The 20,655-nt window shown below is 45.7% G+C and carries 23 protein-coding genes; 10 read left to right on the top strand and 13 right to left on the bottom strand.

Going from position 1 to position 20,655, the window contains the following annotated elements; translation table 11 throughout:
- Window positions 1–65: 65 nt before the first annotated feature.
- The 3 genes from NLX78_RS08465 to NLX78_RS08455 are packed head-to-tail and all read right to left on the bottom strand — an operon-like array spanning window position 66 to window position 3,818.
- A complete protein-coding gene (locus tag NLX78_RS08465; RefSeq protein ID WP_254350146.1) occupies window positions 66–2,147 on the bottom strand; it encodes a peptidoglycan D,D-transpeptidase FtsI family protein in 2,082 nt (693 codons plus the stop codon).
- A gap of 20 nt (window positions 2,148–2,167) precedes the next feature.
- Window positions 2,168–3,319, bottom strand: a complete 1,152-nt coding sequence (locus NLX78_RS08460; protein WP_254350145.1) for a transglutaminase domain-containing protein — start codon at window positions 3,317–3,319, stop codon at window positions 2,168–2,170.
- Between the two features lie 16 nt (window positions 3,320–3,335).
- Window positions 3,336–3,818, bottom strand: coding sequence for a hypothetical protein (locus tag NLX78_RS08455; RefSeq protein ID WP_071558288.1), 483 nt, complete (start codon window positions 3,816–3,818; stop codon window positions 3,336–3,338).
- 223 nt (window positions 3,819–4,041) lie between these two features.
- Here NLX78_RS08455 and NLX78_RS08450 point away from each other — a divergent pair, with 223 nt between their 5' ends.
- Window positions 4,042–5,214: an MFS transporter gene (locus NLX78_RS08450; protein ID WP_250260461.1), complete on the top strand. Its 1,173-nt coding sequence runs from the start codon at window positions 4,042–4,044 to the stop codon at window positions 5,212–5,214.
- 187 nt (window positions 5,215–5,401) lie between these two features.
- On the opposite strand, the gene NLX78_RS26875 is transcribed toward NLX78_RS08450, so the two are convergent.
- A complete protein-coding gene (locus NLX78_RS26875) occupies window positions 5,402–5,545 on the bottom strand; it encodes a hypothetical protein (protein ID WP_483311676.1) in 144 nt (47 codons plus the stop codon).
- A gap of 88 nt (window positions 5,546–5,633) precedes the next feature.
- On the opposite strand from NLX78_RS26875, the gene NLX78_RS08440 reads away from it, so the two are divergent.
- Window positions 5,634–5,978, top strand: coding sequence for a toprim domain-containing protein (locus tag NLX78_RS08440; RefSeq protein ID WP_235308411.1), 345 nt, complete (start codon window positions 5,634–5,636; stop codon window positions 5,976–5,978).
- Between the two features lie 90 nt (window positions 5,979–6,068).
- Here the strand turns inward: NLX78_RS08440 and cyoE are convergent, their stop codons facing one another.
- Window positions 6,069–7,013 (bottom strand): heme o synthase, encoded by a 945-nt coding sequence (gene cyoE, locus NLX78_RS08435; protein ID WP_013311855.1) that lies wholly within the window; start codon window positions 7,011–7,013, stop codon window positions 6,069–6,071.
- A gap of 203 nt (window positions 7,014–7,216) precedes the next feature.
- Here cyoE and NLX78_RS08430 point away from each other — a divergent pair, with 203 nt between their 5' ends.
- Window positions 7,217–8,200 (top strand): metal-dependent hydrolase, encoded by a 984-nt coding sequence (locus NLX78_RS08430; protein ID WP_254350144.1) that lies wholly within the window; start codon window positions 7,217–7,219, stop codon window positions 8,198–8,200.
- A gap of 252 nt (window positions 8,201–8,452) precedes the next feature.
- Here the strand turns inward: NLX78_RS08430 and NLX78_RS08425 are convergent, their stop codons facing one another.
- A complete protein-coding gene (locus tag NLX78_RS08425; RefSeq protein WP_013311857.1) occupies window positions 8,453–8,674 on the bottom strand; it encodes an alpha/beta-type small acid-soluble spore protein in 222 nt (73 codons plus the stop codon).
- A gap of 121 nt (window positions 8,675–8,795) precedes the next feature.
- Between NLX78_RS08425 and NLX78_RS08420 the strand changes: the two genes are divergently transcribed.
- On the top strand, window positions 8,796–8,963 hold the full coding sequence (locus tag NLX78_RS08420) for a hypothetical protein (protein ID WP_007431986.1): 168 nt from the start codon (window positions 8,796–8,798) through the stop codon (window positions 8,961–8,963).
- Window positions 8,964–9,006: 43 nt separating this feature from the next.
- Here NLX78_RS08420 and trpS read toward each other — a convergent pair whose 3' ends face one another.
- A complete protein-coding gene (gene trpS, locus NLX78_RS08415) occupies window positions 9,007–9,996 on the bottom strand; it encodes a tryptophan--tRNA ligase (protein WP_061829859.1) in 990 nt (329 codons plus the stop codon).
- Between the two features lie 451 nt (window positions 9,997–10,447).
- Here trpS and NLX78_RS08410 point away from each other — a divergent pair, with 451 nt between their 5' ends.
- Window positions 10,448–11,413, top strand: coding sequence for an aldose 1-epimerase (locus tag NLX78_RS08410; RefSeq protein WP_254350143.1), 966 nt, complete (start codon window positions 10,448–10,450; stop codon window positions 11,411–11,413).
- Window positions 11,414–11,503: 90 nt separating this feature from the next.
- A complete protein-coding gene (locus tag NLX78_RS08405; RefSeq protein ID WP_013311861.1) occupies window positions 11,504–11,740 on the top strand; it encodes an alpha/beta-type small acid-soluble spore protein in 237 nt (78 codons plus the stop codon).
- A gap of 121 nt (window positions 11,741–11,861) precedes the next feature.
- Here NLX78_RS08405 and NLX78_RS08400 read toward each other — a convergent pair whose 3' ends face one another.
- Complete coding sequence (locus NLX78_RS08400; RefSeq protein WP_254350265.1) at window positions 11,862–12,263, bottom strand: O-methyltransferase; 402 nt, start codon at window positions 12,261–12,263, stop codon at window positions 11,862–11,864.
- A 261-nt stretch (window positions 12,264–12,524) separates the two neighbouring features.
- On the bottom strand, window positions 12,525–14,312 hold the full coding sequence (locus NLX78_RS08395; RefSeq protein ID WP_069290342.1) for a M3 family oligoendopeptidase: 1,788 nt from the start codon (window positions 14,310–14,312) through the stop codon (window positions 12,525–12,527).
- A 97-nt stretch (window positions 14,313–14,409) separates the two neighbouring features.
- Here NLX78_RS08395 and NLX78_RS08390 point away from each other — a divergent pair, with 97 nt between their 5' ends.
- Window positions 14,410–14,580, top strand: coding sequence for a YycC family protein (locus NLX78_RS08390; protein WP_013311864.1), 171 nt, complete (start codon window positions 14,410–14,412; stop codon window positions 14,578–14,580).
- The gene (locus NLX78_RS08385) at window positions 14,577–14,813 is read left to right on the top strand and encodes a hypothetical protein (protein WP_023990206.1); all 237 of its coding nucleotides are present in this window, start codon (window positions 14,577–14,579) and stop codon (window positions 14,811–14,813) included. Before NLX78_RS08390 ends, NLX78_RS08385 begins: the two co-directional genes overlap by 4 nt.
- 87 nt (window positions 14,814–14,900) lie before the next feature.
- On the opposite strand, the gene NLX78_RS08380 is transcribed toward NLX78_RS08385, so the two are convergent.
- Complete coding sequence (locus NLX78_RS08380; protein ID WP_061829862.1) at window positions 14,901–15,632, bottom strand: DUF2225 domain-containing protein; 732 nt, start codon at window positions 15,630–15,632, stop codon at window positions 14,901–14,903.
- 21 nt (window positions 15,633–15,653) lie between these two features.
- Window positions 15,654–16,031: a globin domain-containing protein gene (locus tag NLX78_RS08375; protein WP_254350142.1), complete on the bottom strand. Its 378-nt coding sequence runs from the start codon at window positions 16,029–16,031 to the stop codon at window positions 15,654–15,656.
- 412 nt (window positions 16,032–16,443) lie between these two features.
- On the opposite strand from NLX78_RS08375, the gene ylbJ reads away from it, so the two are divergent.
- Window positions 16,444–17,742 (top strand): sporulation integral membrane protein YlbJ, encoded by a 1,299-nt coding sequence (ylbJ, locus tag NLX78_RS08370; RefSeq protein ID WP_254350141.1) that lies wholly within the window; start codon window positions 16,444–16,446, stop codon window positions 17,740–17,742.
- Between the two features lie 66 nt (window positions 17,743–17,808).
- Window positions 17,809–18,612, top strand: coding sequence for an NAD kinase (locus NLX78_RS08365; RefSeq protein WP_013372943.1), 804 nt, complete (start codon window positions 17,809–17,811; stop codon window positions 18,610–18,612).
- A gap of 58 nt (window positions 18,613–18,670) precedes the next feature.
- Here NLX78_RS08365 and NLX78_RS08360 read toward each other — a convergent pair whose 3' ends face one another.
- Together NLX78_RS08360 and lipA are read right to left on the bottom strand one after the other, a co-directional pair.
- Window positions 18,671–19,522 carry a YutD family protein gene (locus NLX78_RS08360; RefSeq protein ID WP_069290344.1) on the bottom strand — a complete coding sequence of 284 codons (852 nt, stop codon included), beginning with the start codon at window positions 19,520–19,522 and terminating at the stop codon, window positions 18,671–18,673.
- Window positions 19,523–19,546: 24 nt separating this feature from the next.
- Complete coding sequence (gene lipA / locus NLX78_RS08355; RefSeq protein WP_069290345.1) at window positions 19,547–20,449, bottom strand: lipoyl synthase; 903 nt, start codon at window positions 20,447–20,449, stop codon at window positions 19,547–19,549.
- Window positions 20,450–20,655 lie beyond the last annotated feature (206 nt).

The following is a 20,655-nucleotide window of genomic DNA, read 5'->3' as shown; positions in this document are numbered from 1 at the left end:
TAAAAAAGCTTCCCTCAGCCCAAAGGCTAAGGGAAGCTTTCATGAAATGTCATCGTATAAAAGGATTATGGCTGTTTGATTGCGTTAGAATCAGTTGCTGTTTCAACCTTTTTCTTAGGTACCCCGTCCAGACCGTACACTTCATCGTAAGCATCAAAGATTTTGCGTGCCACAGGCCCAGCACTCCAAGCTCCGAAGCCTCCTTCAGGAATGACAACGGCTACAGCCAGCTTGGGATTCTGGCGTGGTGCAAAGGCGATAAATACCCCGTTATCTTTTAGTTCTCTGCCCACACTTTGCTGCGATGTCCCCGTTTTGCGAGCAAAGTCATAAGGGAAGCCTTTAAATGCGCTGACATCTGTTGCCATCCCGCGTATGACCTCATTCCAGTATGCATCCGGGAATTTCACTTCATTTAGCACCTTCGGCTTAAACGTTTGAACTACATTACCGTTGGTATCTTTAATTTGGCTGACCAAATGTGGCTCCATCCGTTTGCCCTTGGTAGCAATCATCGTTGTGTACTGGGCAAGTTGCATAGGTGTATATTTACCTTGTTGACCAAAGGAAGCATATGCCAGTTTGGAGAGGGCTGATTCGTCTTTTTTCGTATATTCTAAAAGCCCCTTGAACTCACCGGGCAAGTCTACTCCAGTAGAAACACCTAATCCAAACTCCTTCATATAACGATCCCATACGTTAACGCCCTGGTCTTCTGTAGCATTATTTCTGTATTTATTATATAAGCGCTTGCCAACCATATCGACCATGAAAGCATTAGAGGAATGACGTATAGCGGTAGCCGGGTCCATTGAACCGTACACATGACCAGATGAGTTCCGCACCCGTGCAGAGTTGTTACGTCCGAAATAGGCTGCTCCTGTGTCTTGATAATACGTATTTGTTGTAAACAGTCCTTCTTCCAATCCAATAAGAACAGACAGCGGTTTAATAGTTGATCCGAGAAGCACAGTAGAATCTGGGTGCTGTCCAGATTGGCCTGAGCCAACATTCTTAATTGTAGCGTTTTGATACACATGTTTTATTTCTTCATATTTGTCTTTTGAAATCGTACCCGTTTGCCAATAATTCGCATCATAATCCGGCATACTAGCCATCGCCACCACATTTCCTGTATCCACTTCCATAGCCACAGCAAAGCCTGTTTTAGCATAAGGATGAGTCCTGCCAGATACAGCGTGTGTATGAAGCCATCTCAATTGATCCATAATAGCATTTTCAGTCTTCACCTGAATTTCTTTGTTAATCGTGGAATAGACATTATCCCCTTTTTGCGGAGGTGTAACAGAATCTACGCCTTCCGGCATATTCCGTGGATCAATTGGAACTGTTTTATATCCGTTTTTCCCTCGTAACTGTTCCTGATATTGAAATTCCAGTCCATCAAAGCCAACAGATTCGTTATCCATATAAATGAGACCCGGATCATTTTCAGCTGACATGGATTTTTGGATATTCTTATATTTAGTCAACGTTTCACGCGCACTTTTATAGCTTTTAATGTAGCCAACCGTTTGAACAGCTACTGTATCAGGATCGTAATGACGTACCGTTTCTTCAACGACATCTACGCCTGGAAACTCACTTTTATGCTGCATAAAATAGGCAACTTCATCTTTGTTAAGATTCGTTTTAATCAAACGCGGCGTAAAACCGCTAAATCGCTGATAGTTTCGGTCCATAGCATCCATAATTTGTTCTGCCGTCATTTTCGGCTCATCTTTATTACCATATTGAGCAAACCGATTTGCCAGCTTTTGTGTCATCTTTTCCAACTCAGGCAACAGCTTTTTATCTGGATTACGCTTTTCTTCCAGGCTGTCACTATAATTCTTGGAGAGCGTAATATACAGCGATTGTACAGGTGTAGAATACGCCAGTCTGTTCTGCCCGGTGGAATCGTAAATCGTTCCGCGAATCGGCGTAAGCGGTACATTTTTGGTAACATTACTGGCCTCCTGCTGCTTAAGCTGAGGTCCATCTACAAATTGAAGTATCGCCAGTCTTACAATAATGACCGTAAATATAATGAACGAGCTGAAAAAGAACAGATTGATCCGAAAGCTAAATCTTTTCCGATCAGACGTCTCGTTGTCTTTTCCCTGCTCGTTGTCTATCTTTCTCATGTGCCCTTTTCCACTCCTTATTAAATCACTTTATCCTTGATATGTGTTTGGGCAAAACCAGGCGGATTAAACCAGTCCCCACTTTGCGCCCAGGTCGGGTCTAGCGGTACCCACTGATTCTGTCCGCTCAAATATACCTCATTCCAGGCATGGGACCCGTATCCTCCCTGTCCGTTGTATCCAAGGCCTGTTACAACCTTGACCTGTAGCCCCTGCGAACGAGCCATCATCGCATACAGGCGGGCATAATCAATGCACACTCCTTTACGTGTATCAAACGTATCTCTAGGAGTCTGTTCATGCCAGTCACCACGTTGCTCATAGGCTTCCACCTTACTGTAATCATAGCTAATACGGGTGCCTACCCATTCATACAACGCTCTGGCTTTTTGCTCATCACCGCTCATCCCTTGCGTAATCTTGGCTGACGCCTGACCGATATCGTTCGGAATTTCCCGGTCAATCATTTCGTATTTACGCTGCAGGATACCGTTTAATTCCTTGGTAACGGCCTGCGTAAATACGGGCAATTTATCCTTAATCAGTGTACCGGACAACGGCTCAATGACAGATTGCGCTCCCTGCTTATAAATCGGTGAAGCTTGGACGTAGCTGCTAAACCCGCTGTCTGGATACAGACTTACGCCGATGAATAGCAGGGCTATAACCATGATAGCGCGTGCTCCACCAATAAGAGTACCTATTCCAGCCCCTGCCACCCTGCTGAAAAAGCCTGATTTTTTTTCATGCTCATGGAAAGAAGAATCTGACTTGCCACCTACCATCAACACATAAATTGCACGTAGTACAAATTGGGCGATCGCATAACTGAGCATGAACAATACGGCGAACCGCAGCAGCGGAAACCCCTCTAACCCTGCCACCAACGTATAATAAAATTGCTCAATCCCACTTAGTTCTCGCTGAGGCAAATGTTCCATGTAAGCCGCCAGCCATTGTTGTACCTTCGGTGAAAGCCACATGGCAAATCCGAGCGAGCACAAAATACCCGCCACAGTCAGTATGCCATCTACAATAAGACTGAACAGCGCCCCTACAGATCTGGAAGCTCCTCGTCTCCAGCCCTGAATCAACGACAGCAGTACAATGACAATCAAAAACACCGTCACGCCATTCCAATGAAGAATAGGCTCCAGCCAGGATGGTTTCATTGTGTTCCTCCTGTCTCTACGGCGACTGTGGCGACTGTGTTACAGCCGAGCCTTTCGCACCTTCGATATATTTCTTGACGGTATCGCCCATACTCCACTCGCCCAGCGACATCCCCTGAAACCATACCTTGACCTTGTCACCATCAAATGGACCTTTCACTTCCAAGTTGGAGCTGGTTACCGAAAACGTACCATCCGCGTTGGATGTGTATTGGGCATCCCGTCCCTCTTTGATCATCATGTTCAAAGCCTCGCTCTGAACCTTGTTAATCGCATCATCCTTTGCCTGAGTAACGACCTTGCCGACCTGTTCAAAGGAAATGCCACTGTAGATAAGCAAGCCTGCAATGACGACAATGACAATCAGCCATTTTACGAGAGTTCTTACAATCTTCAATATGACTAACAGTAGGACAAGCCCAATTAATATATACATCCAGTTATCCTGAACGATCTGCCAATTATGTTCCAAAAACTCTGTCCAGACGCCCTTATCCATTTCGCTACACTCCCGTTTTCAACTACATCATTTAAATCACAAAATTGTCTCTGTAATTATACATGATTACGTGATGCCCTGTCAGCTTAGCTCTTGTACATACCTTGTTATTCAATTCTTGTCCATACAAAGTGGTCTATGTTCGTCCACTCCAGCGTACAACTTAGGAAGGGCCAATACGTCGTGCCACATGAAAGTTTACATTAGGGAAGGGGGTCATCCCATGAAAACAGCCCTCTGGCTGTATCTCTTTTTATTCATTGCTTTTTTCGATCTGCATGCACAATATCCTATTTTGACACCATTCGCTATCTCCCTGGGTGCGGCACCTACTTTTATTGGCTGGATGATGGGGATTTACTCTCTAACTCATCTGCCTGGTAATTTGATGGCCGGCCCCAAGGTCGACAAACACGGTAGCCGCCGATATATTATGTTCAGCCTAACAGCCGCAGGCATCATTCTTGTCATTCAATCATACATCCACACACCGTGGGAATTACTTTTTCTTCGGGCAATTAGCGGTTTTGTGTTGGCCTTTTTATCTCCGGCCTGTCTAGCCATGTTGGCACAGCTATCCGATCATCCAGTTACGCAGGGCAAATATATGTCGGGACATGGTGTCGTTCATACGTTGGCCTCTGTCCTGTCTCCAGCCGCCGGCGCTTTTATCGTAGCCAGTTTCGGCTTTAGTGAGACGTTTAGTTCCCTTGGCATCATTCTCGTAGTCACGGGGCTTATGGCTTATTTCACCTTGCCCAAAACAGCACCCGCTCCACAGGCCCAATTATCTGATGGTCATGCGACACCTGCTCCGCTATCCGGGGCACAGAAGACGCGCTTACCATTCAATTGGCGTTACCTGCTCCTGCCTTTTGTTTTGGCGTGTGCACAAGGCATTTTATTTTACGAAATTCCATTACGGAATAACGGTTCTGCTTCCATGATGTCCACCGGATTGCTCTTTTCCATCATCAGTTTGGGAGCACTTTGTACGCTCAGCCTGCTGTTTCTGAACAAATATTCACCAATGGTGCGACTACTTTGTGGCATTATTTTGATGTCTCTAAGTTTTTACGCACTCGCCACCACGCCCGAAGCGGCGATTGGTATCATACTTTTTATTTTGGGAACAGCCAAAGGCATCATTTTCCCAGCGCTGGCCTCCCTTTTCATACGAATTGGAGGTGCGCGACTGGGCAAAACCTTTGCACTACAGTCTATTGCAACATCTATCGGCTCCTTTGCCGGACCTGTACTGGCAGGTCAGCTACCCGATCACATTTCTCCTTTTTTTATCGCATTTCTGATTCTGATGGCTGGTCTGCTATTCGTTCCTATTAAGCGATTATCTCCGACGCCGCCACTGTCCGCTTCAGGACCTTATCATTCCTAGCTAGTCTGAGGGCAGTGGTATGCTAATATGCTACCTTTAAAGCCCAAAATGTCGTTTCAGAGGGCAAATGCACAGTACACTATCCCCCTATCCACATAGACTATTTTGACTGAACATTCACTAACAAAGGGAGGTGCAGCCTGTGAGCCACTGTCATCCTGTAAGCCCTTGCCCTGTTTTTGGAACTTCAACTGGCACCATTCTTGTTCTTTATATTTTGCTCGTCATCATTCTCCGTACTTGCTGGATTTAATGTCTGAATTGCCCTAACATGTTGTCCCTTGTACCCATGCCTGCCACTTCTGGCAGGCTGTTTTGTTATTTTTTGCATGAGAACCCTATTTGGAGCTACACTATACACATATTCTTCATTTCCCGGGGAATTTCGAGCATATGTATCATACAAGGGGTGAGCTTAAATGGCGATAACCGTGATTGTTGAAGGGAAAAATGACCGCAGCAAACTTCGCCGATTACTTGACCCGGAGGTCCACATTTTATGCACCTTCGGTACACTCAACTCTATAAAACTGGAATCCCTCCACAAGCGGGCCAAGCACGACGAAATATTTTTATTTATGGACAATGACAGCTCAGGGAAGAAAATAAGAGGTGTGCTTGCAGACTCTTTTCCGGATGCCTGCCATATGTATACCCGCAAAGGATACGCTGGCGTAGAAGGCACTCCAGACGAATATGTGATCGCTCAATTGGAAAAAGCAGGGTTGGAAGAATACATTATATACCCGCCACCTGTTCTTTAGTCTAGAAAATAACAAAAAAGCTGTCCTCAGGCTGCTTTCATGCCTGTTGGACAGCTATATGGTGCACTATAAAATGCCTCTAAAATGACATTAGAACTTATGAACCGTATCGACGATCATCAGCAAGAAGCTGAGTGTCAGATGGTTAATGGAAAAGAAAAATACTTTTTTTGCCCAGGAATCCGTTTCTTCTTCCTTAATCGTAAAACCTTTAAAGGCGTAGAATGCCCACAGCACGGACAGTAACACGGACACGATCATAAAAATCATACCGGCATATCCATAAGCATACATAAGGATGGGTACCGGAATCAGCAATACAATATAAGGAATCATCTGGATCTTGGTCCGATGGATACCTTTTACGACTGGCAACAACGGAAATCCTGCTGCGCGATATTCCTCAACTCTGCGAATAGCAAGTGCCCAAAAGTGAGGCGGCTGCCATAAGAACAGGAGAGCGAATAAGAGCCAAGCGCCCATATCAATACGACCTGAAGCGGCCACATAACCAATCACAGGAGGCATTGCACCAGAAATACCGCCGATGGATGTGCTCCATGTAGACGAACGTTTTAACCAAAGTGTATAAATACCGACATAGACGAACATACCAAGTAATCCCAGTAATCCTGCCTTTACACCAGAGAAGAAGAATAGAACAGCTAACCCGACAACACCCAAAATAATAGCGTATGACAACACCGTTGTAGGGGTCAGACGCCCTGTTGGCAGTGAGCGATTACGTGTACGTTCCATTTTCAAATCCAGCTCACGGTCAAAATAGTTGTTAAAAACACAAGAAGACGCCATAACCAGCATTGTACCTAAAAGTGTAAGAATTAGCTTTATATAATCAACGTCCCATTGCGATGCTAACCAAAAACCACCAAAGGCTGCAACCAGATTGGTACGAAGGATGCCTGGCTTGGTAACTGTAATAAAATCTTTCCAAGTGCCCGCTTTGCCGGGTGGTTTAGATTTTACAGAATAGGTAGCCGCATCCGAAGAAGTCTTATAACTTATATTATCCATTGTGAGTAACTCCCCCTTAGAGATGTATGAATTCGGGAGTAAGTTGAACTCCGATATAAATTTTATCATATACCTACCCCAAAAAGTTTGACAGAAAACGCACAAAACGTTCACAATTCCGATGGCAAATCGCCCCTGCTGATCGTTTACAGTAAATTTGGGTAGTAATAAGTACAGGAAACAATACAAAAGGAGCGACAGATATGGATACAGCCACACACTTTGTCATGGGAATCGGATTGGCCGGGCTGGCCTACACTGATCCTGTCGTCGCCGGAGATCCAAAGTTGGCCGCAGTCGTACTGCTCGCTACAGTCGTAGGGTCACAAGCTCCGGATTTTGACACTTTGCTTCGGTTGAAAAATAATGCAGCCTACATTCGCAATCACCGTGGACTGTCGCATTCAATTCCCTTCTGGTTGATATGGATCTTGTCCATAACAGGACTGATTTGCCTGATCTTCAGAGATGTGCCCCCAGGTCATGTAGCATTATGGGTAACGATTGCTGTCTGCCTGCATGTATTCACTGATTTATTTAATACGTACGGAACACAGGCATTCCGGCCGTTTACAAACAAGTGGATATCTTGGAATATCATCCATATTTTCGATCCCTTTATTTTTGGCACCCATGTTGCTGCGATTATGCTGTGGGTCACCGGATTGATTCCACCCGCTCCCTTGTTTATTACGCTGTACGTTATTATTGGCCTATATTACATTTGGCGAACCTGGAGTCATTTTATAACCAGAAAAGCGGTACGTGATATGGACAATGAGCGTCAGAAGGGTGACATCTATTATATCATTCCCACCGTATCATGGAACCGGTGGCATGTGGTAAAAGCTCATCAGAATGGAAGTTATGACATTGGCGGTTTAAATGGCAAACACTTATTTTGGACGAAACATGCAATTCCATCCACACATCCTGCCGTAGAAGCATCCAAATCCTATCGCGATGTGCAAGCATTTCGCTATTTTTCCTCTTTTGCCGTTGCCGAGGTGGAAGAACTGGAATGGGGCTACATTGTGCGATGGGGAGACGTCAGGTATCGACACCGGAGACAATATCCATTCGTGGCTGTGGTCGCGATGGATAAGCAGTTCGGACTGATCAACAGCTATATTGGATGGCTCAGTGACGAAAAGATGCAAAAACGCCTTTCCCTGCATACGAATTAAAACCTGCCTACAAGCTAACAACAAGCCGTATGAACAACAGACAGCAAGTCTCCCTTCATCTGGAGCTTGCTGTTTTTTTGGCCATACGCGTAATAAATCACATCTCATGAAAGCGCCCTCTTGACGAAGCGGACTTGCGTGATTCACAATGGTGATAAGCCATGCGTAAAAAAATCCGGAGCATGATCGCTCCGGATTTTCTTCATCACAGTTGCTCATAATACAGCTTCCAAGATGGAGTGTTTATGTGTATTACTGCAAACGGCTGCTGCCCGACAAGGATTGTTCTGCTTGTTGGACCAGCTTTTTCGTGATATATCCCCCAAGAGAACCTGTTTCGCGGGAAACAACATTACCGAAGTAACCGTCCTGAGGGATCGTGATGCCAAGTTCTTGAGCTGCCTCATATTTTAATTGTTGTAAAGCGGCGTTGGCCTGCGGTACTTGCAGGTTGTTTGAACGACGTCTGCTCATATTTGAATCTCCTTTCAGTTCTTTGTGAGTGAGGTTCATTGCAAGCTTGCAAGATTATTATGGCTCGCTTACAACTACTTATTCCTGAAATTCAACATTCGAACACTGGAGGTTTTTACCAATGAGCAAAGGTTTATCCCTATGGTTTGCCGTTTCATCCATTGTCCTACTGACCGCGGCCGCAATATCCATCAGTTATTCCGCATGGCTTGCCATTCTACTGGGGCTATTATCTGTCGGCAATATCGGCTGGGGTTTCGTGGTCAAAGCCCGACAACGCCGCTCCTAATCCAATCCTTTAAAAGGCCTAATCCGTTTCGTCTCAATATGCTTTAGCGTACACGTGGCAGAAAGCCCATGCGCTCTTTGACCGCAGACAGCGTGACTTCAGCCGCTTCTTGTGCGCGCTCTGCGGATTGGGCTAAAATACGTCCAATCTCACCGGATTCCCGGATGTCGCGATAGCGTTGCTGAATCGGTTCAAGCATAGCTACAACGGTCTCTGCCAGTTCTTTTTTAAATGTTCCGTACATTTGACCTTCATAGCGATCCTGCACTTCTTGGAGTGACAAACCGGAACACTGGCTGTAGATGCCCATCAGATTACTAATTTCCGGTTTATTGGCCGGATCATATCTAACCTCACTACCGGAATCGGTAGTAGCGCGGCTGATTTTCTTGCGTATGACTTTCGGTTCGTCTAGTAGCGCAATAAAGCTGCCTGCATTCGGATTGCTCTTGCTCATTTTTTTGGATACATCATCCAGGGACATAATTCTCGCCCCTACTTCAGGGATATACGGTTCAGGAACAGTAAAATAATCTCCATAACGGTGATTAAAGCGACCCGCCAAATCGCGTGTCAGCTCCAGATGTTGTTTCTGATCGTCGCCTACCGGGACGAGATCCGCGTTGTAGAGCAAAATGTCAGCTGCCATCAACGATGGATATACGAACAGCCCTGCTCCTACAGAGTCCTTGCCTGCCGCTTTGTCCTTAAACTGAGTCATACGTTCCAACTCGCCCATATTCGTCAGTGTTGTCATCAACCATCCCAACTCAGCGTGCTGAGGAACATGGGATTGTAAAAAGACATTGGATTTCTCCGGGTTAATACCTGCTGCGATAAATAATGCTGCTACCGCCTCCGACTGCTCACGTAATTGAGCCGGTTCCTGCGGTACGGTAATTGCATGAAGGTCTACGACCATAAAGTAACATTGATGATCCTCTTGCAATTTGACAAAGTTTTTCATGGCACCAATGTAATTGCCCAAAGTAAGTTGTCCGCTAGGCTGAATACCTGAAAGTACAGTTTTCATATTCTTCCTCCTCAGTATTTCAAAATTAGAACGCAAAAAGGCCCCGCATCCTCAAGGGACGCGAGACCGTGGTACCACCCTTATTCATTGCCGTCAGCCTATTACTTGTCGGAGCTATGCTCCGTGGCTGCCTGCAATCTTAAAGCTCCGTTAACGGGGAGCAATCGGCCGTCATACTGAGGACAGTAAATTCCTGTTCTGTGCGGCACTCCAAGGTCCATTCAGCAGTGCAGGCTCACCGGTTCCCATCCACCACCGGCTTTCTGAAGAGCTTATGCGAAAGCTTACTTGTCCTCATCATCGCGTTATCCATGTCATTACTTTCTAAACTACATTAATGATAATTCCGCATAATGTTATTGTCAAATGACGATTGTGCCCTACGACCAAAAATCTGTTATCATAATGACACGAAGCTTCAACCGATTATAGTGGACAAAGGAGCATGGATATGAAACAAGTGACCAAAGAACACTGGAACGGTTACGACACGTATGTTTTACATAGTAGTGAACTGGAAGTTACGATGATCCCTCGCCTCGGGAATAATATTATTTCAGTGCGTGATCTGAAGCTCGACCGGGATATCGTACGTCGGCCCGGTGAGGAAGAATTGGCTTTCTATTTACAAAAGCCTTATCATTTTGGCTTGCCCATTTTGATTCCTCCAGGCCGAATTCGCAAGGGACAATTTGAGTTTGACGGTGTTCCTTATCAGTTCGACCGAAATACAGCCAATGACAATCATATACACGGTCTGCATCGTAATCAGTCCTGGCGCTGCAGTGATATTGAAGAGGATGAAGAAGGTTGCAGTGTTACTACCGAGCTTTTAACAGAAAGTGATCCGCACTGGATGGAACAATTCCCCATTCCCTTACGTCTGGAGATGACGTATCGCTTGCAGGGTGCTGTATTAAGTCAAACGCTGCGCGTAACGAATTTGGGCGAAAAAGCAGCCCCATTTGGCTTAGGATATCACACTTGGTTTATGGTGGACGGAGAACCTGAGCGCTGGCGTCTAAAGCTACCTGTGAACGGCGTATATGAGCAGGATGCTGAACAACTACCTACAGGTATCATTACTTCGTTAGATGACTTGGAACAGCTCTCTTCGGGACTTTCTCTGAAAGGAACAAATCTAGACACTCTGCTGCGGGCAACGGAAGGCCCTGCTGAAGCTCTTTTGACTCGTGACGACGGTTATCAAATCCGCTACACAGCAGATGAGCAATATTATAAGTATTGGGTTTTATATACCAAAGGTGAATGCGAACAGTATCTTTGCATTGAGCCTTATACATGTCTGCCTGATGCGCCCAATTCACCTGATCCTGTCGGGGAAGCCGGACTGATCCGTTTGGAGCCTCAGCAATCCATCGATCTCAAAACTCAGATTCATATCATATATCCGTAATTTTCCTCTAGTCACTTTTCTTCCTTCGGCGCATATTTTCATAACTCTGTCGCATACTAACCTCATCACAGCCGAAGGAGGTGACTACACATGAATGAAGCTAATCAAGGCAGAAGCCGTCGCAGTAACAACCTAGTTGTTCCTCAAGCCAACAACGCATTGCAACAATTGAAATATGAAGCTGCACAAGAGCTGGGCATCACCATTCCGGCAGATGGTTACTACGGTGACATGCCATCCCGTGAAGCTGGTTCTCTGGGAGGCTATATCACTAAACGCTTGGTACAGCTGGCCGAACAGCAATTATCAGGTCGTTCAGGTCAATAAGCGTCATTATTCCACATGAGCATTCCGTTCATCGTAATTTACCAAAATGTGTTATAACGGGTATATAACAAAGGCGGTCTTCCCTAGGAAGGCCGCCTTTTCTTTACTTTTTTTAATTGAATTATTCGGAATTAGCCGCTCGGTATGTAGGCTTGTTATAGCGGATCATGAGATTCGCCATGTTGTAGTTGGACTCCAGTGTTGCATCTACCAAAATCGTTCCTTGTCTAATGGCAAAATCGAAAGCAATCTCACTATGAGTCCAGCTACGCTTATGATTTAGCGTTTCTAGAGCCATACGCCGAAAATCCTCCCGATGCTTTGCTGATAACCCCGGTTCTACTGCTGCAAATGTGCCCCCTTTACCTGCAAGTGGGTTATGACGAATCCCAAATTTCCCAACTACATTGTTACGTATTTGTACAAATACGATACCTGACGACAAACCCGCCAGTTCATTATCCAGTTCTTTTAAAACGATATCCATCTGCCTTGCTAACGACAATTGACCTACTTCGTCCATCACAAAAACCCTCCTATATACCTTATCAAGAAATATTTAATAGGTCTTACGGCTCAATTATATGCGAAGATTTTTAACCTTACAATCAAAACCAACATAATTGGGTATTTATAACTATTTTCTAAGTATATCCATCATTTTAAATTTCGCCAACAGGTAATGTTAATTACACTTCGACATTTTGCGACTTTGTTCATCATCTTCTGCAAAAATCACAAAAAAGGCCTCCCTTATGGGAGACCTTTCAAAAGTGTAAATCTGTTATTTTGTCATTTGTAAAAATTGCTCAATATCCTGAACAGTAACTTGCGCAGCATTACGCCAGAAGTCAGCCTGTGTTAAATCGGTACCTAAGTGCTTGGAAGCCAATTCTTCGACTGTCATGCGACCCGTATCACGCAGCAAGGCATCATATTGGTCGGCGAAGCCGTCAGGATTTTCCTTCGCAAAAGCGTAAATTCCTGCACTGAACATATACCCGAATGTGTACGGGAAGTTGTAGAAAGGAGTGTTCGTAATATAGAAATGTAGCTTGGATGCCCAAAAATGAGGATGAGCCTCATCCAGGACACCACTAAACGCTTCACGCTGCGCTTGTTCCATCAGCTCGCTTAATTGTTGTGCTCCCACAACTCCTTTTTTCCGCAGCTCGTAAAAACGGGTTTCAAACAGGAAACGAGCATGAATGTTCATAAAGAAGGCTACACCACGCTGAATTTTATCCTCCAGCAAAGCTACCTTCTCCTGACCTTCGGCAGCTTCCAGCAAAGCATCTGATACAATTAGTTCTGCCAGCGTTGATGCCGTCTCAGCTACGTTCATGGCATAATTTTGATTCAATGGGTGCAATTCATTCATCACATGTTGATGATAACCGTGTCCGAGCTCATGGGCCAGTGTCGAAACGTTGGATGGTGATCCGGCATAGGTCATAAAAATACGGGTCTCTTTGCTCAGACGCAGAGATGTACAGAAACCACCCGGACGTTTGCCTGGACGATCCTCTGCTTCGATCCAGCTTTTCTCAAAAGCCATTTGGGCAAAGTCAGCCATTCTCGAGCTAAATTTACCGAATTGCTCAACAATCGTTACAGCAGCATCGTCGTAAGGGATTTTAGTAGTTGACGTCCCCAGCGGAGCTTCAATGTCATGCCAGGATAGCTTCTCTAAGCCCAGCAGCTTTGCTTTCCGCTCCAAGTATTTGACTACAATAGGCTTTGTTTCATTAATAACCTGCCACATCGTATCTAGCGTTTGTGCAGACATACGGCTGATTTCCAACGGTTCCTTAAGCACATCTGTCCAGCCTCGTTTTTCATATAGCTTCAGACGAAAGCCTGCCAAATGATTCAATGTATCCGCGCAATAGTCCTCTACCTGAGTCCATGCCTCTTCCCAACGTGCAAACACGTCTTTACGTACGCTGCGATCTGCTTCATCCAGCTTATTAGCAGCCTGACCTACAGACAAGTTTACGATCTCGCCATTTTCCGGCACGGGGATCGTCATATTTTTGACAATAGTATCATAAAAGTCGCCCCAGCCATGGTAGCCATCCACTGCGAGATCCAATGCAAGGCTTTCCAGCTCAGGAGCCATTTTTTCACGTGCTTCGTTCCGATATTCAGTCAGGACAAAAGAAATCGGCTGGATAGCTTCGCGCTCCATCCATTTCTGCCAAATGTCTTCACTGGTTTGTGCCAGCAAGTTCTGGAAAGAGACTAAAGCACTTTTCCCTTGGGCATACAGCGTGTTGACACGCGCCCCCAATTGAACAGCCAGCTTGTCGTGCTGGTTTTGAGCAGTTAGACAAGAGACAAAGGAACCCGCCTGCGACGCACCATTAAACAGCTCCTGTATGCTATTCAGTACACTATCCAGACGCTCGGTATCCAATACCGTTTGTGGTACTTTGGCTGCTTTAAGCTGGGATTGCAGCTGTTGAACCTTGCTCTCCATTTCTTCCAAAAATGCATGAAATGAGGCAGAGGAAGATCCTCCGCTAAAAATAGATTCCAGATCCCATGTTTGCTTTAACGGCGTTTTCATAATAGTTCCACCTTTCTTTTTTGGCGAATTCATGTGGTTTCATATACAATAAAGCTACATCGTGATAGTAAATCACTACAATTGGGAGGAAAACAGGATGAGACCCTTACAAATTTCGCCGGAAACGGCTGTGAAATTATCCGAAAAGCTCGGCATTCCGCTGGAACACCTTATGCATACACCCCAGCACATTTTGATGCAAAAGCTGGCCGAACTGGCTAAAGAAGAAACCGCTGACCCGAACGGCGGAGAATCGAACAAATCATGATCCCTTTTCATAAAACCTGGCCTTATGACATCGTCATGGGAGACGTTTATGTACAGTCTTGTCCGTTTTGCGACCATGATAATGTTTTGCTGCCCCTGAAGCCAAAAGAACTTAAGCTCATACACGAAGGTATGAAAAAGTTGCTTGTGTTTCCATGCTGCCATAACAAGGTTACTTTGGTGGATTGTGATGACGATTATTTGCTGTCAGATACCACATTGCGTCATCATTAATTCATGAGGCAGTTGTAAGATAACCCGTTTTACAAACAAGGTGTGAACCATGAGCCTAAATCGGCCATAGTGCACACCTTTATTTCTTCAAGAGGAGCTAGCGTCCTGCATTTCCTCCGGCAGTTGGAAATTTTTAGCCAACATTTGTTCTCGCAGTACAGACCACTGTTCACGGGAAGCCCGGATCATGGCTGCATCCATAATCTTTTTGTCATTAATGACACGCGAAAACCAACGTACCGCTTCGTGAAAGTTGCCTGTACGTCGATGCAGTTCACCAATCAGATAAAGCAGTTTGGCATTATTCGCCCCGACACCCTCCAGCTCATAGACCCGAACATACGAATCCAGACTAAATTTGAGAAAGCGAAGCTCCTGCTCCTCATTTCCCTGGTATCTGTACATCCATGCGATATGCTGTAATAGACTGGCTACTACGCGTTCCTTTTCTCCGATGACCTGGGCACAGAGTAAACCCAGTTTATACGTTTCTAATGCCTCTTCCCAGCTACGATGCCCGCCATATTCGCGAGACTGCCAGCGGTTACCGATTTTATCCTTAAATATCTTGGTTTGCTGATCGCTTAACTGAACGGTAGAGTGCTCTGTCGAGGTAAATCCACAATGAGGACAGACCCTTACGACATAAAAATCCGGATTTTCATTCTTATAATAAGCACAAAAATCTGAATCCGTACGAATGGCCTTCTTTAGGCTTGGTCTGACACGGGATGTCTGAAATTCTTCTTCGCAATGTGGGCAAGCGATTTTGATCTGATATAACGGTTCAAGTTCCAATGTTTTTACAACCCTCTCCAAAATTCGGCAATCCCCGAAAGCTTACGGGGTATTTACAAAATGATGCGCAGGACCAGACAAACGGTTAAGTATGATTGAACGAAGCGGCTCCTCAATGCCCGTATCCGTTAACGCACCTGCCATACAAGACAACCATGCCTCTGCTCGCTCCTCCGTTACGGGAAACTTCATATGTCTGGCACGTAACATCGGATGACCATATGCATCAGAAAAAAGGGACGGTCCTCCAAAAAACTGGCTCAGGAACATAAACTGCTTTTCCTTTACCGGTTCCATGTCTTTAGGAAACAGGGGACTTAACAACGGATCTTTATAAACTCTCGGGTAGAAGGCCTCAATAATAGCACGAACACCTTCCGCACCCCCAAGGTTGTCATAAATGCTCAGGCTAGGATTCACTTTTCCTCCAACTTTCTGTGCTATGGTAATAAATATACACCCGTATTATATCAAAAAACAAAAAATGACGCTAAAAATAAGCGTCATTTTATCAATTTAACATATGAAGAGGGTGTGCTTCATTGCACACAGCTTCGTCATTCTATAAACACAACTAATAACTCCGCCAATCCTCTTCACCGGGATGGACGAGAGAGGCACGAATAACATACACAAAAGCACATACGAACAGACCGGCAACGATACTCATCCTGATCACTCCATCCTTAAGGTTATGGATCGTTGTTCTCCTATTTTAACATACTATTCACAAAAATACAGCAATAAATGTAACCGTTTTCTTTGATTTTTTTGTACTCTTTGTCCATCCCCGACATAGGTATATTAGTACAACTCCAAAGGAGGGGCCTCCATGTCGCTGTACCGCCGTTACTCGCTTCCTCTGCTCATTCTTACACTGCTTTTCCTATTTATGCTTATGGCTGTATACCCGCAATCTTCTCTGAATGCCGGGCTTCGGGGGCTTGCCATCTGGTGGGACGTGCTGTTTCCGTCTTTATTCCCGTTTTTCGTTATTTCCGAGCTTCTCCTCGGTTTCGGAATTGTTCATTTCATAGGTGCGCTGTTGGATCCGCTGATGCAGCCTCTATTCCGTGTACCTGGCTGTGGGGGTTTTGTCGCTGCGGTCAGCTGTGCATCTGGTTACCCGATTGGAGCTAAACTAACAGCCAAGCTGTGGGAGCAAAAATGGATCACACGCATTGAAGGAGAGCGTTTGGTCGCGTTTACCACTTCCTCTGATCCGATATTTTTGATCGGTGCGGTTTCCGTTGGCTTCTTCCATCAACCAGAAATTGCACTCGTACTGGGCGCGGCCCATTATGGTGGCGTGCTCATCATCGGGCTGCTTATGCGCTTCCACGGTTCCCGCTCAGGGGAAACAGATACTCGCAGCGACCGTCCTCAACCTACTCAAAAAGCCTGGTCGAAGTCCACGAATACAAAAGCAGCAGGTCGCAATGGACAGCCTGGCCCCCTACGCCAAGCATTATATGCCATGCATACAGCTCGTTTGGAAGATGGTCGCCCATTGGGTGAGTTACTTCGTCAGGCGATTACTTCCTCCCTGCGCCTTATTATTGTCGTAGGAGGGCTTGTTGTATTCTTCTGCGTCATTTTAGAAGCTTTGACGAACTCCGGTTTAATGAGCGGGCTTCATCTACTTACGGCAAGCCTATTGACTGCATGTGGTCTTCCTCCTACGTTAACGGAGTCCATTGTGGGTGGTATTTTCGAAGTCACTTTAGGAGCGCAAGCCGCAGGGGAAGCCACGGCAGCGGCGTTACCATTCAAGGTAGCCGCAGCCGCCTTTGTTCTCTCCTGGGGCGGGCTGTCGGTTCATGCGCAGGTTGCAAGTATTTTAAATATGACGGATCTTCGTTATTTGCCATTTTTGTTGGCCCGGGCTGCGCATGGCTTCATCTCGGCATTGCTCGCTCTCGTGTTATGGCGGCCTCTGATGGGCCAGGGAAGCTCTCCCGTCTTTTCTCCAATATACGACATCGTATGGTCTCCTGGCTTCTCGTCCGCCATGCTGTTGCAAAGTCTGCTAGTTCTTGCCTTTATACTGGCTGGAATGCTTAGTCTCTCATGGTTGAGTGTGGGTACAAGTCGCTTATACGTACGTTTGAGAAGAACACACAGGCAATGAACGATTGTGTTCTTGCTCATAATTGATTATGATCGATATATACCCATGACAAAGGAGCTTTTCATCTTGAGATATTATGTTCTGGATCGCGGGGATCAGCACTCCATGGACTTGAGTCAGCAATTTCACCGTCTTGCCCAAGAAAAGAATTTCAAGCTGGATGCCGAATCGCCGGAAATCGTCGTGTCTATTGGAGGCGATGGTACGATGCTTCATGCGTTTCATACCTTCATCGACCGCATTCCGGATATTGCCTTTGTTGGTGTACATACCGGTCATCTGGGCTTTTATGCTGATTGGCGTGCGGACGAGCTGGAGGAGCTAATCCACCTGATGAGCCAAAGCGGATCTGAGGGACCGCTTAACCCGAGAATCGTTAAGTATCCACTGATTGAGTTGGAAATTCACAAGAAGTCAGGCAATGCTTCTTTTATTGCCTTGAATGAGTTTACGTTAAAAGGGGTAGATGGCACTGTCGTTGCCCAAGTAGATATTAACGATATCACCTTTGAGATGTTTCGCGGTGACGGTATATGTGTTTCTACCCCCTCAGGAACGACCGCCTATAATAAAGCACTTGGCGGAGCTATGGTTCACCCCACCATTGAAGCATTGCAATTGACTGAGATCGCTTCCATTAATAACCGCGTCTATCGGACACTGGGATCGCCATTGCTACTGCCCAAACACCATCATTGTGATATTTTTTCACGGAAAGATCAGCGTCTTTTATTGACAGTAGATCACCTGAACTTTCCTGTCGATGACTTAATCTCTGTTCGATGTCAGGTCGCAAGTCAGAAGATCAGCTTCGCTCGTTACCGTCCTTTCCCATTTTGGGATCGAGTACGCAACGCTTTTCTTAATTAGAACCTATAAAAGAGCCGACTCTGGCTCTTTTTTTACAAACAAAACGGTTCCTGAAAATTCAGGAACCGTTTTGTTGTGGAGCTGTAAATGTTTTATTCTTTTTACTACCCTCAGCTCTTTCGGCTTTAGCAGCTGGCTGGGTCTGACGCTGGCCCTCAGGCTCACGAGAGACACGAACTTGCCGTCCCTCCCGATTTTCCTTTGATTGGCGCTCATAGCGTGGTCCACGCGATTCCTTTTTATCGAAACTTCCCTGCTGATTGCGCTGTCTACGTGGTTCACGGGTTTGCTGCCCTTCACCCGGATTCCGTCCATCTTTTGCTTCACGTCTTTCTCTGGATGGACGACTTTCGCGAGCTTCACGTGGCTGTCGTTCACGTACTTCCTGGGCATCCTTCGGTTCCCGACGTTGCAACTCACGTGGTTCTCGGGATTCTCGAGGCTGCTCCACTCGCGATTCCTCTGTAGCTGAGGAGTCCTGCTGTGGTTGCGGCCACTCCTGTTCTCCAGCTGTATGTTGCAATACTTCTTGCTGCTCTTCGGGTTCTAACGTTCCCGCTTGTTCCCTTTGAGCATCTACCAACTGCTGAATATCTGGAGCAATGATTTCATCATTGACGCCGTTTTTATTAACCACTTCACGGCTTTTTTGCAACACAAAATAGGCACAGCCAAAATTGCAGTATTCATTAATGTAATCGTCCAGTACCACTATAGATGTATCCTTATTTGCTTTGGGATGACCGTCTCGATAAAAGCCCTTCAGACGTAGCTGATTGTAACCCCAATCACCAATAATGTAATCATAGCGATCCAGCACTTCACTATACCGATCACGAAACGCTTCGGGATTCCACCCGTTCTTGTGATCCTGCAACAATTCATAGTTTTTACCACCGATTTGAAACAAGCTATTCTGACCGCCTTTCCCGGATCAAGCCTGCGAAAGGGCGCCTTCTTCCTTATGCTGAGCGGCTGACTTCACCTGCTCATGCGCTTGGTAGGAGCTGCGGACCAACGGTCCAGATTCAACGTGGCTGAATCCCCGCTGTAATCCCTCTTCCTTTAACTTCGCAAAATCTTCCGGTGGATAATATTTTTGCACATATAAATGTTTCTCGGACGGCTGCAAATATTGACCAATTGTCAGAATGTCACAATCGACTTTACGCAGATCATCCATGGCTTGTAAGATCTCGTCCCACTCTTCTCCGACACCTAGCATGATGCTTGATTTCGTTGGAATAGCCGGATTTAATTGCTTCGCATGTTGAAGCAGCTCCAGAGAGCGACGGTATTTCGCTTTAGCCCGAACCTTGTCGGACATACGCTCCACCGTTTCAATATTATGATTCAGAATATCTGGTTTGGCATCCATGACGATTCGCAGCGATTCAATATCGCCCATAAAATCGGGAATCAATACTTCTACACTGCAAAGAGGTAATCGGCGGCGAATCGCACGAACCGTTTCTGCAAATATAGTAGCGCCCCCATCTTTCAAATCGTCGCGAGCCACACTGGTAACGACACAGTGCTTCAAATTCATGTTTTCAGCCGCTTCCGCGACGCGTTCAGGCTCCTGCAAGTCCAGTTCCGTAGGCATTCCCGTATTTACTGCGCAAAAACGACACGCACGCGTACAAATATCACCCAAAATCATAAATGTAGCTGTCCTATTGGCCCAGCATTCATATATATTAGGGCATCGTGCCTCCTCACATACGGTATGTAATGTCTTGGAACGCATCATGCTCTTGATTTCCTGATAGTTATCGCCTGTTGTAAGTTTAATACGAATCCAGTCGGGCTTAGCTTCCTTTACTTTTCTAGACAATGGCATAGACCTTCTTTCTGATAAGCTTAAGCTGTCATTGCCATACATTATAACATGAAAGCCATGGAAAAACCTCCATTCATTGTTCCCTTTTTGATATGACATTGATGCCGGAAAAAGTAAACTCTTTACATGGATAAAAGCGGCGGATATGGCTCAATCTAAACAAAAGCGCCCTATTCACGCTATTGTATACGGGCCTAGAA

Source organism: Paenibacillus sp. Lou8.1, assembly GCF_024213565.1.
Lineage (GTDB): Bacteria > Bacillota > Bacilli > Paenibacillales > Paenibacillaceae > Paenibacillus > Paenibacillus polymyxa_B.
Note: the sequence above shows the minus strand (reverse complement) of the source record. Positions and strands in the feature narration are given on the sequence as shown.

What these genes read in the sequence shown, in the direction of transcription:
- NLX78_RS08465 (WP_254350146.1), bottom strand. Translation starts at nt 2,147, where the DNA reads ATGAGAAAGATAGACAACGAGCAGGGAAAAGACAACGAGACGTCTGAT.
- NLX78_RS08460 (WP_254350145.1), bottom strand. Translation starts at nt 3,319, where the DNA reads ATGAAACCATCCTGGCTGGAGCCTATTCTTCATTGGAATGGCGTGACG.
- NLX78_RS08455 (WP_071558288.1), bottom strand. Translation starts at nt 3,818, where the DNA reads ATGGATAAGGGCGTCTGGACAGAGTTTTTGGAACATAATTGGCAGATC.
- NLX78_RS08450 (WP_250260461.1), top strand. Translation starts at nt 4,042, where the DNA reads ATGAAAACAGCCCTCTGGCTGTATCTCTTTTTATTCATTGCTTTTTTC.
- NLX78_RS26875 (WP_483311676.1), bottom strand. Translation starts at nt 5,545, where the DNA reads ATGCAAAAAATAACAAAACAGCCTGCCAGAAGTGGCAGGCATGGGTAC.
- NLX78_RS08440 (WP_235308411.1), top strand. Translation starts at nt 5,634, where the DNA reads ATGGCGATAACCGTGATTGTTGAAGGGAAAAATGACCGCAGCAAACTT.
- cyoE (WP_013311855.1), bottom strand. Translation starts at nt 7,013, where the DNA reads ATGGATAATATAAGTTATAAGACTTCTTCGGATGCGGCTACCTATTCT.
- NLX78_RS08430 (WP_254350144.1), top strand. Translation starts at nt 7,217, where the DNA reads ATGGATACAGCCACACACTTTGTCATGGGAATCGGATTGGCCGGGCTG.
- NLX78_RS08425 (WP_013311857.1), bottom strand. Translation starts at nt 8,674, where the DNA reads ATGAGCAGACGTCGTTCAAACAACCTGCAAGTACCGCAGGCCAACGCC.
- NLX78_RS08420 (WP_007431986.1), top strand. Translation starts at nt 8,796, where the DNA reads ATGAGCAAAGGTTTATCCCTATGGTTTGCCGTTTCATCCATTGTCCTA.
- trpS (WP_061829859.1), bottom strand. Translation starts at nt 9,996, where the DNA reads ATGAAAACTGTACTTTCAGGTATTCAGCCTAGCGGACAACTTACTTTG.
- NLX78_RS08410 (WP_254350143.1), top strand. Translation starts at nt 10,448, where the DNA reads ATGAAACAAGTGACCAAAGAACACTGGAACGGTTACGACACGTATGTT.
- NLX78_RS08405 (WP_013311861.1), top strand. Translation starts at nt 11,504, where the DNA reads ATGAATGAAGCTAATCAAGGCAGAAGCCGTCGCAGTAACAACCTAGTT.
- NLX78_RS08400 (WP_254350265.1), bottom strand. Translation starts at nt 12,263, where the DNA reads ATGGACGAAGTAGGTCAATTGTCGTTAGCAAGGCAGATGGATATCGTT.
- NLX78_RS08395 (WP_069290342.1), bottom strand. Translation starts at nt 14,312, where the DNA reads ATGAAAACGCCGTTAAAGCAAACATGGGATCTGGAATCTATTTTTAGC.
- NLX78_RS08390 (WP_013311864.1), top strand. Translation starts at nt 14,410, where the DNA reads ATGAGACCCTTACAAATTTCGCCGGAAACGGCTGTGAAATTATCCGAA.
- NLX78_RS08385 (WP_023990206.1), top strand. Translation starts at nt 14,577, where the DNA reads ATGATCCCTTTTCATAAAACCTGGCCTTATGACATCGTCATGGGAGAC.
- ylbJ (WP_254350141.1), top strand. Translation starts at nt 16,444, where the DNA reads ATGTCGCTGTACCGCCGTTACTCGCTTCCTCTGCTCATTCTTACACTG.